Source organism: Pusillimonas caeni (assembly GCF_003545815.1).
In the GTDB taxonomy this organism is placed as follows: domain Bacteria; phylum Pseudomonadota; class Gammaproteobacteria; order Burkholderiales; family Burkholderiaceae_B; genus Pusillimonas; species Pusillimonas caeni.
On record NZ_PDUW01000002.1, the window covers coordinates 382,880 to 397,982 of the forward strand.

The 15,103-nt window shown below is 61.7% G+C and carries 16 protein-coding genes; 13 read left to right on the top strand and 3 right to left on the bottom strand.

Going from position 1 to position 15,103, the window contains the following annotated elements; translation table 11 throughout:
* Window positions 1-131 precede the first annotated feature (131 nt).
* From CSC67_RS21510 to rfbC, 3 genes are all read left to right on the top strand, one after another.
* A complete protein-coding gene (locus CSC67_RS21510) occupies window positions 132-386 on the top strand; it encodes a Rieske 2Fe-2S domain-containing protein (protein ID WP_245220133.1) in 255 nt (84 codons plus the stop codon).
* Between the two features lie 39 nt (window positions 387-425).
* A complete protein-coding gene (locus CSC67_RS05500; protein WP_245220134.1) occupies window positions 426-1,211 on the top strand; it encodes an aromatic ring-hydroxylating dioxygenase subunit alpha in 786 nt (261 codons plus the stop codon).
* 163 nt (window positions 1,212-1,374) lie between these two features.
* The gene (gene rfbC, locus CSC67_RS05505) at window positions 1,375-1,941 is read left to right on the top strand and encodes a dTDP-4-dehydrorhamnose 3,5-epimerase (protein ID WP_245220135.1); all 567 of its coding nucleotides are present in this window, start codon (window positions 1,375-1,377) and stop codon (window positions 1,939-1,941) included.
* 12 nt (window positions 1,942-1,953) lie between these two features.
* Here the strand turns inward: rfbC and CSC67_RS05510 are convergent, their stop codons facing one another.
* Both CSC67_RS05510 and CSC67_RS05515 read right to left on the bottom strand, forming a co-directional pair.
* The gene (locus tag CSC67_RS05510) at window positions 1,954-2,277 is read right to left on the bottom strand and encodes a type II toxin-antitoxin system RelE/ParE family toxin (protein ID WP_118993514.1); all 324 of its coding nucleotides are present in this window, start codon (window positions 2,275-2,277) and stop codon (window positions 1,954-1,956) included.
* A 5-nt stretch (window positions 2,278-2,282) separates the two neighbouring features.
* A complete protein-coding gene (locus CSC67_RS05515) occupies window positions 2,283-2,525 on the bottom strand; it encodes a ribbon-helix-helix domain-containing protein (RefSeq protein WP_118993515.1) in 243 nt (80 codons plus the stop codon).
* Between the two features lie 164 nt (window positions 2,526-2,689).
* Between CSC67_RS05515 and rfbD the strand changes: the two genes are divergently transcribed.
* From rfbD to rfbB, 7 genes are all read left to right on the top strand, one after another.
* Window positions 2,690-3,613, top strand: coding sequence for a dTDP-4-dehydrorhamnose reductase (gene rfbD, locus CSC67_RS05520; RefSeq protein ID WP_118993516.1), 924 nt, complete (start codon window positions 2,690-2,692; stop codon window positions 3,611-3,613).
* A gap of 259 nt (window positions 3,614-3,872) precedes the next feature.
* Entirely contained in the window at window positions 3,873-5,303 is a 1,431-nt protein-coding gene (locus CSC67_RS05525; RefSeq protein WP_245220136.1) for a chloride channel protein, read from the top strand.
* Between the two features lie 131 nt (window positions 5,304-5,434).
* Entirely contained in the window at window positions 5,435-6,493 is a 1,059-nt protein-coding gene (gene torT, locus CSC67_RS05530) for a TMAO reductase system periplasmic protein TorT (protein ID WP_118993517.1), read from the top strand.
* A 1-nt stretch (window position 6,494) separates the two neighbouring features.
* On the top strand, window positions 6,495-8,078 hold the full coding sequence (locus CSC67_RS05535; RefSeq protein ID WP_118993518.1) for a sugar ABC transporter ATP-binding protein: 1,584 nt from the start codon (window positions 6,495-6,497) through the stop codon (window positions 8,076-8,078).
* Window positions 8,075-9,067, top strand: coding sequence for an ABC transporter permease (locus tag CSC67_RS05540; RefSeq protein WP_118993519.1), 993 nt, complete (start codon window positions 8,075-8,077; stop codon window positions 9,065-9,067). The genes CSC67_RS05535 and CSC67_RS05540 overlap by 4 nt, the downstream gene beginning before the upstream one ends.
* Complete coding sequence (locus CSC67_RS05545; RefSeq protein ID WP_118993520.1) at window positions 9,064-10,065, top strand: ABC transporter permease; 1,002 nt, start codon at window positions 9,064-9,066, stop codon at window positions 10,063-10,065. The genes CSC67_RS05540 and CSC67_RS05545 overlap by 4 nt, the downstream gene beginning before the upstream one ends.
* Before the next feature lie 12 nt (window positions 10,066-10,077).
* Entirely contained in the window at window positions 10,078-11,115 is a 1,038-nt protein-coding gene (rfbB, locus tag CSC67_RS05550; protein WP_118993521.1) for a dTDP-glucose 4,6-dehydratase, read from the top strand.
* 84 nt (window positions 11,116-11,199) lie between these two features.
* On the opposite strand, the gene CSC67_RS05555 is transcribed toward rfbB, so the two are convergent.
* Window positions 11,200-11,946 carry a TrmB family transcriptional regulator gene (locus CSC67_RS05555; RefSeq protein ID WP_118993522.1) on the bottom strand — a complete coding sequence of 249 codons (747 nt, stop codon included), beginning with the start codon at window positions 11,944-11,946 and terminating at the stop codon, window positions 11,200-11,202.
* Window positions 11,947-12,293: 347 nt separating this feature from the next.
* Between CSC67_RS05555 and CSC67_RS05560 the strand changes: the two genes are divergently transcribed.
* The 3 genes from CSC67_RS05560 to CSC67_RS05570 are packed head-to-tail and all read left to right on the top strand — an operon-like array spanning window position 12,294 to window position 15,092.
* Window positions 12,294-13,256, top strand: coding sequence for a carbon-nitrogen hydrolase family protein (locus CSC67_RS05560; RefSeq protein WP_118993523.1), 963 nt, complete (start codon window positions 12,294-12,296; stop codon window positions 13,254-13,256).
* Window positions 13,246-13,815, top strand: a complete 570-nt coding sequence (locus CSC67_RS05565) for a TRAP transporter small permease (RefSeq protein ID WP_167752767.1) — start codon at window positions 13,246-13,248, stop codon at window positions 13,813-13,815. Before CSC67_RS05560 ends, CSC67_RS05565 begins: the two co-directional genes overlap by 11 nt.
* Window positions 13,812-15,092, top strand: a complete 1,281-nt coding sequence (locus tag CSC67_RS05570) for a TRAP transporter large permease (RefSeq protein WP_118993525.1) — start codon at window positions 13,812-13,814, stop codon at window positions 15,090-15,092. The genes CSC67_RS05565 and CSC67_RS05570 overlap by 4 nt, the downstream gene beginning before the upstream one ends.
* Window positions 15,093-15,103 lie beyond the last annotated feature (11 nt).

Genomic DNA, 15,103 nt, shown 5'->3' on the forward strand with positions numbered 1-15,103 from the left:
GGAAAGCCGGCGGGCGAACCCTGCGCAAGGCCGTTCAAGCGGAGCAAACCAAAAAGCGGGGCGCTGAAAGGAGAGGATGAACGCCGACAGGGACAGCGTGCGGGCGGCGCCCGTACATTATGGAGACGACAATGTTTGTATTGAATACTTGGTATATAGCCGCCTGGAGCAAAGAGCTGGAAGACAAGCCCTTGGCGCGCCGAATCTGCGACAAGCCCGTTGTCCTGTTCCGGGGAAAGGACGGCAAAGTGGGAGCGTTGGAAGATAAGTGCTGTCACCGGGGGGCGCCGCTGTCCATGGGCTACATCGTCGAAGGGGGGCTGGAGTGCGGATATCACGGGGTGGTCCACGACAGCCAAGGCAGGGTGCTGCACGTTCCGGGATAGGAAAGAATTCCTCAAAAGGCACGGGTAACCAGTTATCCGGTGGTGGAGAAGGATGAGTTCATCTGGATATGGATGGGGGCCCCGGCGCTGAAAGACGAGTCCAAGATCATCGATTATCCCTACCACAACGATTACAAGGACTGGCCCCACAGGCACGGCTTTTATCACATAAAAGCAAGCTATCTTCTCATGGTGGACAACCTGATGGACCTGACCCATCTCGGGTATGTCCACCGGACCACCATAGGAGGCAATCCTCAGATTCACGTGGATGCCAAGATGGAAACCACGTTGACCGACCAGGGCCTGAAGTATGTGCGCTGGATGCTCGATTCGAACCCCCCGCCCACTTACCTCAAAGCGGTCCCGTTCAAGGGCAAGGTCGACCGTTGGCAAGAGTTTGATTTCGTATCGCCCAGCAATATTCTTCAATGGAGCGGGGCGGTGGACGTTGGCCGGGGCGCATATGAAGGTAACCGTGACGGCGGTTTCTCTTTACGCATCTTTCACGGTCTCACCCCCGAAACCAAGGATTCGTGCTTTTATTTCTTCTCCACCTGCAACGGATATCGTCAGGACGATCCCCAGGCGACCGAAGACCTTTTCAGAGAAATAGAGACCGCTTTCAAAGAGGATAAAGAAATGTGCGAAGGGCAGCAGCTTCGCCTGGTCGAACTAGGAGAAGACACGCTGGTCGACATTGTTTCGGACAGGGCTCGGGTGCAGCTTCGCCGGATAATCCAGCGGCAGCTGGAGGCCGAGCAGGGTGGCGCCGGAACGAAGCCGGAAGCATCGAAACGTAAAGTGACTGAAGCAGTGATTTGAACCGCCGCGGCGCTCAGCGGGCGCCGGCCGGAAGCGGCAGCGCCCGTTCTGCCTCGCCGCCGAGCTGGCGGCTCGCGCTAAACTGTGTGCTATCCGCTTTCGTCAGACGAAGCCGATGTATCGGTTCGTATTGGCTCCCCATCATTCCGGCTGCCGCTTCCTCGTGACGCTTCAACTTATCGACACCGCCTTCCACGACGTCAAGCTCATCGCCTTGCGGGTCTTTCCCGACGAGCGGGGGCATTTCGTTGAGAGTTTCCGAGAGCGGAAGTATCAGGGCTTGCCGGGGCAGAACGGCCCTTTCGTGCAGGACAATTTCTCGCAGTCCAAACGCGATGTGCTGCGGGGCCTGCATTTCCAGAATCCGGGCGGGCAGGGCAAGCTGGTGCGCGCGGTGCAGGGCAGTGTCTATGACGTCACGGTGGACGTGCGTGCTGGGTCGCCCACCTTCGGGCAGTGGCAGGCGCTTGTCTTGAGCGGCGACGAGCCCCGGCAGCTGTGGATCCCGCCGGGCTATGCGCACGGGTTTTTGGTGTTGTCGGAGCAGGCCCTGGTGGAGTACAAATGCACCGCCTACTACGCCCCGCAAAGCGAGGCCTGCCTGCGCTGGAATGATCCGAACCTGGGCATAGACTGGCCCTGCGATGCGCCCCTGCTTTCCGACAAAGACCGCGGCGGCAAGACACTGAAAGAGCTGCTCGAGGCGGGCCGTTGCCCCACCGTTGCATAGATGTGCCGAGCTCTATTCTGGCGATTGCATCCACGCCGGAATATCACGCTCTTGATGCAGCAGGCGCCAAATCTCGATGTGCTCTGTCGTTTCTATATAGAAAACGAGATAGGGATAACGCTTAAGAGGCCAGGAACGCAGCCCCGGCATACTCAATTCATAGGCATAGCGTAATGAGCCTGAGGAAGGGTGGCGGCCGATGTGGGTATACGCTTTTTCCAAAGCGTCGATAAACCCCAGGGCGATGCGTGGCGAGGCATTTTTTAGATAGTAGTGAATGGCCTCGTCAGTGTCTTCAAGCGCTTTGGTTCGCGGAAGAATACGTTTATGTGCCACTGCTTTTAGTCATTCGCCTTATGGTTTTCTACCCGTTGCCGCAGGCCGGAAAAATAATTTTCATCCGCTTCGAGGCCCAGCGCCGACGCGGCACCATCCAGCAACAGAGTACGCAGTTGCTGTCTGTCTTGCTCTTTGCGAATCAATTCGCGCAGGTACTCGCTGCTTGTGCTGTAGCCGCGCTGGCGGACTTGCTCGTCAACGAATCCTTTTAGCGACTCTGGAAGGGAGATATTCATTGTGCTCATATTTTGAGGCTACTGTTTTTGGCAAAATTTGGCAAGGTTGCTTGGCGAAAATCATCATACTGCGCAGCCAATGGGACACCAGATAAGGGTCCTGGGCATTGAGTTGCATAGGCTAGGGCATACTGGTTGATTATGATTACCTGGCGAGTTATGGCTCGAATCATATGAATTTAAAAATTCTTATCACCGGCGCCCAGGGGCAGTTGGGCCGCACCCTTCAGCAGTTGAGCCCGCTGCATTGGACGGTGACGGCGCTGGGTTCGGGGCAATTGGACATCACCGACGCGCCGGCCGTGCGCGAACGGGTCGGGGCGCTGCGTCCCGATCTCATTGTCAACGCCGCCGCCTACAACGAGGTGGACCGCGCGGAACAGGAGCGGGAGCGGGCGTTCGCGGTCAACGCCCTAGGCCCTTTGAACGTGGCGCGGGCGGCCAACGAAGCGGGCGCCCGCCTGGTTCATGTCTCGACCGACTATGTCTTTGACGGCCGCAGCGACCGGCCATACGGCGAACAGGCCGCCCCCAACCCCCTGAACGCCTACGGCGAATCAAAGCTGCAGGGCGAGCAATGGGTGCTGCGGGAGCAGCCGCACGCCCTGGTGGTGCGCACCGCCTGGGTCTACAGCGCAGTGGGCCAGAATTTCGTCGCCGCCATGCTGCGGGCGGCCGGGCAGGGGCGGTCCGTGCGCGTCGTGGACGATCAGACCGGCGCCCCCACTTATGCGGGCGACCTGGCTGAAGCCATCATCGGCTTGGCCGGCCTCTCCAGCGCGGAAGAAGGTGTTCACCTGGAAGGCGGCATCTACCACTACAGCGGCGCCACCGCCCTCACACGCCATGACCTTGCCCACGCCATATTTGAGACGGCCGACCGCATCCGGGCGGGCGCGCTTGCAGCCGACGAGTGTCAGCCCGGCAGCTACCTGACGCTGCTCAGTCCCATTGCCTCCAGCGACTACCCCAGCGCCGCCGTCCGCCCCAAGTACTCGGTGCTGGATTGCGGCAAAATAGCCGCGCTTGGCTTCGGGCCGCGGCCACTGGAAGAAAGCCTGCCCGGCGTCGTCCGCGCCTTCGTCGCAAGGCGCTGAGCTGCGGCTTTTTGCTGCCGGGCCGCCCCAAGGCTCGGCGCCCCCGGCAAAAAAACGCCCCCTTTTGGGGATGAGCCCGGACGCATAACAGTCCCTGCGGCCTGTTATGCGCCTGGCGAATCCGAGCGGCATGCAGGCCGCGAGGTGGATAGCAAGCAGGCGCCAGCCTGCGCAGCGTGGGGGCATTTCTTGTTCGGCAAAAGCGGGCGCTAAAATCCGTCTGTGCCTTCCCAACCAAGATCCTAACGGACACGCCTCCATGCGATTGCCGCGCTTCAACCTTGTCGAGCCGCTCGTCATGCTGGCGACGGTCGTCCAGTGGCTGGTGCTGGCAACGATTGCAGGAGCGATCGTGGGAAGCGGCACCAGCCTTTTTCTGCACGGGCTGTTCTTCTTCATAGACCGCACGGCCTCCGTGCCTTTGTGGCTTCAAATGGTATTGCTGCCCGTGGGCGGGCTATTGAACGGCCTCCTCCTGTACTACGGCTACAAGATGAACAAGACCGGGCTCAAGGACTCGGTCATCGCGGCAGTTCACAAGCAGTCCGGCAAAATGCCCTTCAAGACCCTGGCCATCAAGCCCATCGCCGCCATCATCACCCTGGCTTCGGGCGGATCCGCCGGCAAAGAAGGGCCTTGTTCGCATCTTGGCGCGTCGCTGGCCTCCGGCATAGGCCGTGCGCTGGGGCTCAACGCCGAGCTGCAGAAGCGCATCGTGGCTTGCGGCGTCAGCGCCGGTTTCGCCAGCGTGTTCGGCACGCCCCTGGCCGGCGCGATCTACGGCGTCGAGGTGCTGGCCATAGGCCGCATCCGGCATGACTTCCTTTTTCCCGCCATCGTGGCCGGCGTGGTGTCCTACGAGGTCAGCCAGTGGTGGGGCGTGCCGTACACCTTCTACACCCTGTTCACGCTGCCCGAGTTCTCGGAGCTGCTGTTTCTCAAGACCATCGTCATCGGGGTGCTGTGCGGCGTGGCGGCCTGGGTGTTCGTCGATGCCATCGCCATCGCGCGCAAAGGTTTTGCTCGCCTTCAGCAGCGATTCGCACTCTGGCCGCCGCTGATGCCGGTGATCGGCGGCCTCCTGCTTGCCGCCCTGATCACCCTCATTCCCACCGGCTACCTGGGCCTGAGCCTGCCCATGATGGACGGCGCCCTGGCCGGCGAGCCCATGCCCTATCTGGGTTTCTTGTGGAAGACGCTGCTGGTGGCCATCACCCTTGGCTCGGGCTTCTACGGCGGCATCGTCACCCCGCAGTTCGTCATCGGCGCCATCGCCGGCAACGCCTTTGCACCCATGCTGGGCATCGACCCCGCGCTCGGCGCCGCCGTGGGCCTGGTCGCCGTGGTGGCCTCGGCCTCCAACACTCCCATCGCGGCCATACTGATGGGCGTCGAGCTGTTCGGCGGCACGCTGGGCACCGCCTACATCGCAGGCGCAGGCATTGCCGCCTACCTCATCATCGGGCACCGCAGCGTCTACCCGGACCAGCTCGTCGCGTACTCCAAGACCTCGTGGATGCGTGTCCGGCCCGACATGCCTCTTGGCCAGGAAAAGATCTATCTTTCTTACGGTTTGCTGCGTTGGTGGAGTTCGCTTCGGCAATCGGGCGGCTGGCGCAAGCTGCTCCGGATGCACGACGGACCGGCATCGGGCCGGCCCGGCAGACGCAGGAATGGTCCGGAGCGCTAGCCGGCCGGAGCGCCGCAGGCGCTTCGCCGGGTCCGAATCCATTAGAATTAATCACGTAGTAAATTGAGGTTTTACCGTCAATTCGGACTGAGCGCGCATGGCGCATACGCCGTCTTAATACAGGTGACATCATGATAAAAAAATTGCTTGCTTGCAGTGCCCTGATGCTTCCGGCGCTTGCGCTGGCCCAATCGCCCAACCAAAGCTGGTCCGCCCAGCTTCAGGACTTGAGCGGCGGCAATGCCGAGGCGATCACCTACACGCCGCAAGACAAGGCCGACAAGCCTTGGCGGATCTGCGCGCTGTTTCCGCACATGAAAGACACCATCTGGCTGGCGATCAATTACGGCATTACGCAAGAAGCCCAGCGCCAGGGCGTGGGCGTCACCATCTACCAGGCGGGCGGCTACGAAAACCTGCCCAAGCAACTGTCCCAATTCGATGACTGCATGGCGTCCGACTTTGACGCGCTGATCGTCGGCGCCATCTCCGAGGCCGGATTCGCCCGTAAATTCCAGGAAGCTCAGAAAGCGGGCAAGCCCGTCATCGCGGTATTGAATCCGGTCGACAAGGCGCCCACCACCTCCAAGGTTTTTGCGGACAACGTCGTCATGGGTGAGCAAACCGGTAAATACCTGGCAGAAGCCGCCGGCGACAAACCCAGCAAGATCGTCGCCTTGCCGGGCCCGGCCGGTTCGGGCTGGGCCGAGCAATTCCTCGAGGGCTTGAAGAACGTCGTCGCCGAGAACGACAAGCTCGAATTGCTCGACGAAAAATTCGGCGATACCGGCGTGGCCGTGCAGCTGGCCCTGGTCCAGAATACGCTTCAGGCCTATCCCGACGTCAACGTGCTGTGGGGCAACGCCACCATGATCGAGGCCGCAATCGGCGCCATACACGAAGCCGGCCGGGAAGACGTCAAGCTCATCTCCGCCTACGAAAACCAGGCCATGCTCGAGGCGCTGAAAAGCGGCGAGATCCTGGGCTTTGCCACCCAGTATCCGGTGCTGCAGGGCCGCCTGTCGGTCGATCTGGCGATTCGCGCGCTTCAAGGCGAGAAGGTGCCGGCTTTCCTCAGCCCCATTCCCCGCATGGTGTCCAAAGAAAGCGTCGCGGACATCGACATGAGTTCGGTGTTGGCGCCCGCCTCGTACAAAGCCATCTACACCGTTGAAGCCAGTGCCAAGTAATATGCAGTCGGGCTCCGCTGAAGGCCTTGTCCCGGCCGGTGCAGAACCGGCCGGGGCGCAACCCGCCTTGCTGCGCCTGGAAGGCATCGTCAAGCAGTTTCCAGGCGTTCGCGCGCTCGACGGGGTGAGTTTCGAACCGCGCCCCGGCGAGGTCCATGTGCTGTTCGGCGAGAACGGCGCGGGCAAATCCACGGTCATCAACATCATTGCGGGCATTTTTCCGCCCGACGCGGGGCATTACACCTTCGATGGCCGGGAGATCAAGGGCCTGACGCCGTTCAAGGCCAGGCAGCTGAAGATACAGGCCGTGTTCCAGGAGTTCAGCCTGGTGGGGGAACTCAGCGTCGAGCAGAACCTAGTGCTCGGGCGCGAGCCCACGCGCCGGGGGGCGGTGGACCGCCGGGCCATGCGCGAACAGGCGACGGCCATTTTCCGGCGCCTGGGCTTCGACTTGCGACCCGACGTCCTGGTGTCGAGTTTGTCGCGCGCCCAGCAGCAGATGGTCGAGATCGCCAAGGCGATATTGGCCGATGTGCGGGTGCTGATACTGGACGAGCCGACGGCTTCGCTTACCGATTCCGAAGCCGAGCGCCTGTTCAGTATTGTGGACGAACTGCGCGGGCAGGGCGTGGCCATCATCTATGTGTCGCACCGCATGCGCGAAATCTCGCGCCTTGCCGATCGCATCACCGTGTTGCGCGACGGCAGGCATATTGCCACGGTCAATCAGGCCGACGTCAGCGACGATCGATTGATCGAGCTCATGACCGGCCGGCGGGTGGACATCCTGTTTCCCGATATCCCCGCCACGCCGGGCGACCTGACCCTCGAGGTGGACAACCTCACCGTGGCCGACGGCAAAGTGCGGCAGGCCAGCATCAAGGCCCATGCGGGCGAAATCGTCGGCATCGCGGGGCTGGTGGGCTGCGGCAAGTCCGAGCTCATTCGCGCCGTGTACGGTCTGGCAGAGGTGGCGCAGGGCCAGGTCGTCTACCGCGGCAAGCCGCTGCGGGTGAAGCGTCCGATCGACGCGCTGGACCAGGGCATCTGCTATTTTCCGTCCGACCGCGTCCGCGAAGGCTTGGCACTGACGCGTCCGATTCGCGAAAACGCCTCCATGGCCGCATTGCGGCGGCCCGAGTTCTCGCGCCATGGAATATTGCGGCGGGCCTCCGAGAGCACCGTGATCAAACGCATTATGGAGCAGCTCAAGCTGAGTCCTCCCAACATCGAGCCGCAGGTCGGCAACCTGTCGGGCGGCAATCGCCAGAAAGTGCTGCTGGCGCGCGGCCTGGCGCGGCCCGTCGAGGTATTCATGTTCGACGAGCCCACAGTGGGCATCGATGTCGGCGCCAAGCTGGAGGTCTATGAGATGATGCGCGGGCTGGTGCGGGACGGCAAGACCGTTATTTTGGTTTCTTCCGAGCTGCCTGAAGTCATGGGGCTCGCTCACAGGCTTTACGTCATGCACGATGGGAAAGTGGTGGCCCATTTCGAGCGCGAGCACTTTTCGGAAACCGCCATCTTGTCGCAATTCTTCCCCAGACAGGATAGCGGCACCGCCCTGGAAGAGGCCGCGCCATGAGCACCATTTCCCATACGCATCCCAAGGCGGCGCGCCATGCGGTTCTGGCCTCCATCGGCTTGCTGCCCGCGGCCATCGTCGTCATTGCCGTCGTGCTTGCCTACATCGAGCCACGTTTCCTGAGCGGCCAGAATCTGCTGAACGTATTGCGCGGCGCGGCGCTGCTGATGATCGTGGCGGTGGGCCAGATGCTGGTCCTCATCTCCCGCGGCTTCGACCTGTCGGTCGGCGCGGTCATGGCCTTGGCCAGCGTCGTCAGCGCCAGCACCATGGCCGCCCTCGGCGAAAGCCTGTCGCCCGGCATGACCAGCCTGCTGGGAATTCTGGCGGGCCTGGGCGCAGGCCTTCTGGTGGGGCTGTGCAACGGGTTCTGCGTCGCCGTCCTGCGCATCACGCCTTTCATGGTCACGCTGGCCACGGCGTCGATCAGCGGCGGCGTGGCCTTGCTGTTGACCAACGGCATCCCCATCTACGGCCTGCCCAAAGCATTCATCGCCCTCGGCAGAGGATCGTGGCTGGGCCTGCCGGCTGCGGTCTACGCCGCGGCCGTCGTGGTGGCCCTGACCGTGTACATACAGCGGCGCACGGCCTTGGGCGTGCATTTATATGCGATCGGGGGAAACCCGCATGCGGCGCGGGTCTCGGGCTTGCCGGTGCTGCGGGCACAGATAGGCGTCTACGCCGCCAGCAGCCTGCTTGCCGCGTTGGCCGCCCTGCTGCTGACCGCCCAACTGGGTTCGGGGCAGGGCTCGCTGGGTGAAGGCATGGCGCTCAAGAGCATTGGCGCCGCCGTCATCGCGGGCGTCAGCCTGCAAGGCGGTGTCGGCCTTGCCCACCGCGTGGCGGTGGGCGCTCTATTCATGCTTCTGCTCAACAACGCCATGGACCTGCTGCGAATCGAAAGCAAGGCGCAAACCATCGTCATGGGTTTGTTCATCGTCTTGGTCGTCGCGGTGGACGCATACCGCGCCAAAGGAAAGTCCGCATGAGCACCACCCCCACTTCACTCTCGATGGCCAGCCGGCCCCGCAGGATATTGGACTTTCTGGCGCATTATCTTTTCTGGCTCCTGGCGCCCGTGCTGTTGCTGGTGCTGGCCTTGGTCGAGCCGCGCATCGCGTCCAGCCGCAACCTGCTCAATCTTGTCACTCAAACCAGCTATCTGGCTGTATTCGCCAGCGCCCAGATGCTGGTGATACTGATACGGGGCTTCGATTTGTCCCTGGGGTCGACGGTCTCGCTGATCAGTGTGTTGACGGCCCTGGCCATGACCACCGGCCTGGCGGAGGCGGGGCTACCCACTTTCTGGCTCATCGCGGCGGGCGTCGGCGTGGGTTTGCTGGCGGGGGCGTCAGTCGGCGTATTCAACGGATTTTGCACCGCGATACTCCGGGTGAATCCCTTCATCGTGACGCTGGGCTCGCTGGGCATCGCTTTCGGGGTCGCCTCGATGGCGTCGGGCGGCCGCCCCGTGTTCGACTTGCCCGAAGCCTTCAGCGAGGCGCTGTATAGCGGCCAAGTGCTGGGCTTGAGCGCTCCCGTATGGATCGCCCTGGTGTTGTGCCTTGTTCTGCAGCTGATGCTGTCACGCACCGTTTTCGGGCGTTCGCTGTATTTGATCGGCAGCAATCCGCGCGCGGCCGAAGTGGCCGGCGTGCCGGTCGCGCGCTATGTTTTCATCACCTACGTCTTGGCGAGCGTGGTCGTTGCCATCGGCGCCATGATGCTTACCGGGCGCACCAGCTCGGGCGAACCCAACCTGGGCGGCAGCCTGCTGCTGCCCAGCATCGCCGCCGCCGTGGTGGGCGGGGTAAGCCTGCAGGGCGGCACCGGCGGCGTCGGCAACGCTGTAATGGGCGCCCTGTTCATTTCAGTGCTGTCCAATGGGATGAACTTGATCGAAGTCGACGGCTACCTGCAGGACGTCATACTTGGCTTGGTTATTCTCGTTGCGCTGTACCTTGACCGGTTCCGCAAGTACCGCTAACGGTCGCCGACCATGAAAATTCTCATCACCGGCGGCGCCGGCTTCATCGGCTCGGCGCTGGTCCGGCAGCTTATCGTCCAGGGCGGCGACGACATCGTCAACGTCGACAAGCTGACCTACGCCGGCAACAAAGAGTCGCTGGCCTCGGTCATGGCCAATCCGCGCCATGTTTTCGAGCAGGTAGACATCTGCAATCGCGCCGAGCTGGACCGCATCTTTGCCCGGCAGCAGCCCGACGCCGTGATGCATCTGGCGGCCGAGTCGCACGTGGATCGCTCCATTCATGGTCCGGACGCCTTCATCCACAGCAATGTGGTCGGCACCTACACCCTGCTCGAAGCCGCCCGCCAGTACTGGCAAGCCCTGCCGGGCCGGCGCCGCGAAGCCTTTCGTTTTTTGCACGTGTCCACCGACGAAGTCTACGGCGACCTCGAAGACAGCGACGCCCTGTTCACCGAGCACACCCCTTACGCGCCCAGCTCGCCATACTCCGCCACCAAGGCCGCCTCCGACCATCTGGTGCACGCCTGGCGCCGCACCTATGGCCTGCCGACCCTGGCCAGCCATTGCACCAACAACTACGGTCCCTACCAGTTTCCCGAAAAGCTGATCCCGCGCATGATCATCAACGCTGTGCGAGGCGAGCCTTTGCCCTTGTACGGCCACGGCCGGCACGTGCGCGACTGGCTCTACGTGGACGACCACGTCCGCGCCTTGCGCATCATTCTCGAACATGGAAGGGTGGGCCAGACCTACAACGTCGGCGCTCACAACCCCCTGCGGAACATCGACGTCGTACGCGCCGTGTGCCGCCTGCTGGACGAGCTGCATCCCGAAAGCCGTCCCATCGGCCCGGACGGCGCGCCGGCCTCGCACGAACAGCTGATCACCCACGTCGAAGACCGCCCCGGCCACGACCTGCGCTATGCCCTGGACGCCGGCAAGCTCCGGCAGGAGCTTGGCTGGGCGCCGCAAGAAAGTTTCGAGTCGGGGTTGAGGAAGACGGTGCAGTGGTTTCTGCAGTGGTACGAAGCGCCGCCGCGCGGATGAGACCGGCGGCATCCATCTGTTAGTTGAAGGAACGCTTGTCCAGCCGGCTGTGATGATCATGCCTTTGAATCTCATCCCTCCAGCTTAGGCTGCCGGCCGGCTCAGCTCCCATATGGCGTTGAATAGTGTGCGCTGCATGGTAGCGAATTCGACGCTGTCGATGATCAGGCCATAGTTTTCCTTCTTCGATGAAATAAGGCAAACGCGCTGGTCGTAAATAAAGGTGGTCATCGACAGCACCATATGGGGCGGACAGTAGCGCAGGCTGCGCATCAATTCGGGGCTCGAGGGCCATATCGGTTCAGTATCTTTCTGTTCGGACCGGATGACGTTCAGCCAAATGCCGTGCTTGACGCGGTCCTCGATGTAGCGGTCCATCTCCTCTTTGCCTGGCGTCTGCATCAGCTCTTCCATCGAAAGTATGCCGTGCATGATTTTGGGCTCGTCGGTAATGGTGAGGGTGTCGCGCAACGCCGTGCGTATCCCTTCGATGCCTTCATAAAAGCGGATCTGGGGCTTGCCCTTGGCGCGGTTGTACATGGAGCGGAGCTGCGGCATGAGCTGGTCCAGCATCTGCCGGCGTCCTTCCAGCCGCTCGAGCAATACAGTCGGGTCCTGGGCTTCGACGTACCGCTTCCCGCGCCGATTGTGCAGTATGACCAGCCCTTCCTGTTCCAGGCGGCTCAGGGCATCGTAAGCGGTGGTACGCACCAGGCCAGCCCGGGCGGCCACGTCGGCAATGGGCGCTTCACCCAGTTCGATGGCGGCGGTATAGAGCTTGTACAGGCTGCCCGTTATGCCGATGGTTGCCAGTTTCTTGGCGATGTCCATATGTTGGTTCCTGAATACGATGATTTCAAAAGTGTATTGCGCGGCGCGTCGCCGACACTATAACGTCCGCCTGTCATGTTGCCGTCGATTCTGTCGAAATTATCGGACAAAAAATCCTTCTACCCGCACCTTGGAGGCTATTTCGTGCGCGGACACGGGCTCAAAAATGGTTGCAAGGGGCGGGCAGGAAGAGATATAGCCTGTAATCGCCTAATAAACAATGTATTTTTAGTTTATAGGCACTAAATTTAGGGCCTCGTTGAAATATCTCGTCTAGGGTATACCCCAGTTACTTTTCTGTATCAATTGTCTAATAATTTCGACAATTAGAGTTATCTAGGCAGGATATGAAAGTCGGCGTAATACAGGCCGGGGGCGTCCCCTTCGACACCCCGGCCACTTTGGTGCAAGTCGAGCGGTGGGTCGCGCAAGCGGCTGCCGAGGCTTGCGAACTTGTGCTGTTTCCCGAGGCATTCCTGGGCGGCTACCCAAAGGGCGATGGTTTTGGAGTCGCTGTCGGAGTGCGCACCGAGAAGGGCCGCGACGATTTCGCCCGTTATTTCACCGGCTCGATCGAGGTTCCCGGCCCAGAAACCCAACGCATCGCTCGCGCTGCCCAGCAGGCCAAGGCCTTCGTCGTCATTGGCGTGATCGAGCGCGAATTGGGCACCCTATATTGCACCGTGCTTTATTTCGGGCCCGACGGGGTTCTACTGGGCAAGCATCGCAAGCTTATGCCCACGGCCGGCGAGCGCGTCGTATGGGGGTATGGCGACGGATCCACCTTGCCGGTGTTCGATACGCCTATCGGCAAGATGGGCGCCGTCATTTGCTGGGAAAATTACATGCCCATGCTGCGCATGGCCATGTATGCCAAGAACATCGCCCTGTATTGCGCTCCCACGGCAGACGACCGGCCCACCTGGCTGCCCTCCATGCAGCACATTGCCCGCGAGGGCCGCTGCTACGTATTGTCCAGCTGCCAGGTCCTGAGGCGCAGCGACTTTCCCGCTGACTACGCCTGCGTGATCACCGATGCCCCCGACGCCCTCTTGATGCGCGGAGGCAGCGTCATCATCGATCCGCTCGGAAATATTGTGGCGGGCCCGATCTTCGACGAAGAAGCCCTGCTCACGGCCGACCTGGATGCAACGCAAATCGCCCGCGGCAAGCTCGATTTCGATGCGGCGGGCAATTACGCACGGCCCGACGTCTTTCAACTGCATGTCAATGAAACCCCCTTGTCGGCGGTTTCGTTCAACACTCGCGAAGCGGGTGTTTCCCAAACCGGAGTACTTCATGACAACTGATCACGCTGCATCCCCGCCCGGGGCATTCGGCAAGGCCGTCAACGGCTTCATGTTCCTGCTGGCGCAAATCGCGTCGATCTGCTTTGCGGCGGCCCTGGTCATCAATTTTGCCAATGTCGTTGGGCGCTACGTATTTCATGCGCCTATTTTCTGGGCGGAAGAGATCACCATCATCTTGATCATCTGGGCGGTATGCCTGATGTCTTTTCGCCTGACGCTGCGCGGCGAGCATCTGGTGACCGACATCCTCCGCCCGTACCTGCCCGTTTCCATGCAAAAAATACTGGTCACGCTTACTACGCTGGCGGGAATGGCGCTAAGCATTTTCATCGTCTACTACGCATTCAAGGTCGTCGACCTGGTGCACCGCATGGGGCAGGTCACCGTCGTTGCCGAACTGCCCAAGTCGGTGGCCTACGGGTCCATTCTGGTGTGTTTCGTGTTGGCCGTGGCAGGCGCGGCATTGCGCATCGGCAATCTCCTGAAAGGCGACCGTCGGGCTCTGTCGCCGCACGATACGCTCGACGTGCCCGAAGTCGCTGAAGCGAGGGCAGCATGAGCTTATCCTTTGCCTTGGCGGCCGTGCCCGCCGTCACGCTCATTTGCGGGCTGCCGATATATCTTGTGCTGCTCGCCAGTTCCGCCGTCGCCATTCTGATGTACATGAACGTGCCGGCTACCGTGATCCCCCAAATCATGTTCGGCGGTCTCGACAAGTTCGCACTGCTGGCCGTGCCTTTCTTCATCTTCGCAGGCGACATCATGGCGCGCGGCGGGGTGTCGCGCCGCATCGTCGACTGCATTCTTGCCTTGTTCGGCCGGCAGCGTGCTGCGCGGCCCATTACCACCATCGCGGCCAGCGAGTTCTTCGGCGCGGTGTCGGGCAGCAGCCCGGCGACGGTGGCCGCCGTGGGCAAGCTGATGTATCCCAGCCTGCGCGAGGGCGGCTACGGTGAAAAATTCTCGCTGGGCCTGATTACTTCCGCGGGCGGTATCGCCAGCGTCATGCCCCCCAGCATACTGATGATTCTGTACGGCGCATCCGCCGAAGAGTCGGTGGCGGAACTGTTCGCGGCCGGCGTCATTCCGGCTCTCTTGCTGGGGTTGGCGACCGTGCTTTATATCTTGTGGTACGCGCGTAAAGTGCCCAAATCACAAGACGTGAAGCGCAGCGGGCCTGAAACGCTGCGCCTCGTGCTGGGCGCGCTGCCAGCGCTGGGTACGCCCGTGGTGATCCTGGGCGGCATATACAGCGGTATTTTCTCGCCCACCGAATCGGCGGGCGTCGCGGGCATATACGGCATTCTCGTCACGCGCTTCATCTATCGCGAACTTTCCTGGAAAGAGCTCTGGACCGTGGTCGAAAGCTCCACCCGCCTTACCGCCCAGATCCTGATCGTGGTGGCGGCGTCGGGCGTGTTCTCGTGGGTCCTGACAACCAGCGGCGTACCACAGCAGGTGGTGAACTTCGTGGGCTCGTCGAGCGAAGGCTACTGGTCCACCCTGCTCCTCATCAATATTTTCCTGCTCATCGTCGGATGCCTCATCGACCCGATCTCGGCCATCGTGCTGCTGACCCCGATCCTGTTGCCCATCGTGCAGCACCTGGGCATCGACCTGGTTCATTTCGGCGTCATCATGGCGGTCAACCTCAGTATCGGCATGTTCACGCCGCCCTTCGGCCTGAACATCTTTACCTCGCACGCCTTGTTCGGCGCGCGCATGTCGACGATATGCGCCGGGCTGGTGCCGTTCATCCTTTTGCAGGTCTCCGTTCTATTCCTGATTACGTTCGTACCTTGGCTGTCGCTTGTCGGGGCAAGCTGGGTTAAATGACCGGCATCGAA

Bases quoted from the DNA above. Each gene is read 5' to 3' on its own strand.
- CSC67_RS21510 (WP_245220133.1), top strand. From the start codon at position 132: ATGTTTGTATTGAATACTTGGTATATAGCCGCCTGGAGCAAAGAGCTG.
- CSC67_RS05515 (WP_118993515.1), bottom strand. From the start codon at position 2,525: ATGAGCACAATGAATATCTCCCTTCCAGAGTCGCTAAAAGGATTCGTT.
- rfbD (WP_118993516.1), top strand. From the start codon at position 2,690: ATGAATTTAAAAATTCTTATCACCGGCGCCCAGGGGCAGTTGGGCCGC.
- CSC67_RS05525 (WP_245220136.1), top strand. From the start codon at position 3,873: ATGCGATTGCCGCGCTTCAACCTTGTCGAGCCGCTCGTCATGCTGGCG.
- torT (WP_118993517.1), top strand. From the start codon at position 5,435: ATGATAAAAAAATTGCTTGCTTGCAGTGCCCTGATGCTTCCGGCGCTT.
- CSC67_RS05535 (WP_118993518.1), top strand. From the start codon at position 6,495: ATGCAGTCGGGCTCCGCTGAAGGCCTTGTCCCGGCCGGTGCAGAACCG.
- CSC67_RS05540 (WP_118993519.1), top strand. From the start codon at position 8,075: ATGAGCACCATTTCCCATACGCATCCCAAGGCGGCGCGCCATGCGGTT.
- CSC67_RS05545 (WP_118993520.1), top strand. From the start codon at position 9,064: ATGAGCACCACCCCCACTTCACTCTCGATGGCCAGCCGGCCCCGCAGG.
- rfbB (WP_118993521.1), top strand. From the start codon at position 10,078: ATGAAAATTCTCATCACCGGCGGCGCCGGCTTCATCGGCTCGGCGCTG.
- CSC67_RS05555 (WP_118993522.1), bottom strand. From the start codon at position 11,946: ATGGACATCGCCAAGAAACTGGCAACCATCGGCATAACGGGCAGCCTG.
- CSC67_RS05560 (WP_118993523.1), top strand. From the start codon at position 12,294: ATGAAAGTCGGCGTAATACAGGCCGGGGGCGTCCCCTTCGACACCCCG.
- CSC67_RS05565 (WP_167752767.1), top strand. From the start codon at position 13,246: ATGACAACTGATCACGCTGCATCCCCGCCCGGGGCATTCGGCAAGGCC.
- CSC67_RS05570 (WP_118993525.1), top strand. From the start codon at position 13,812: ATGAGCTTATCCTTTGCCTTGGCGGCCGTGCCCGCCGTCACGCTCATT.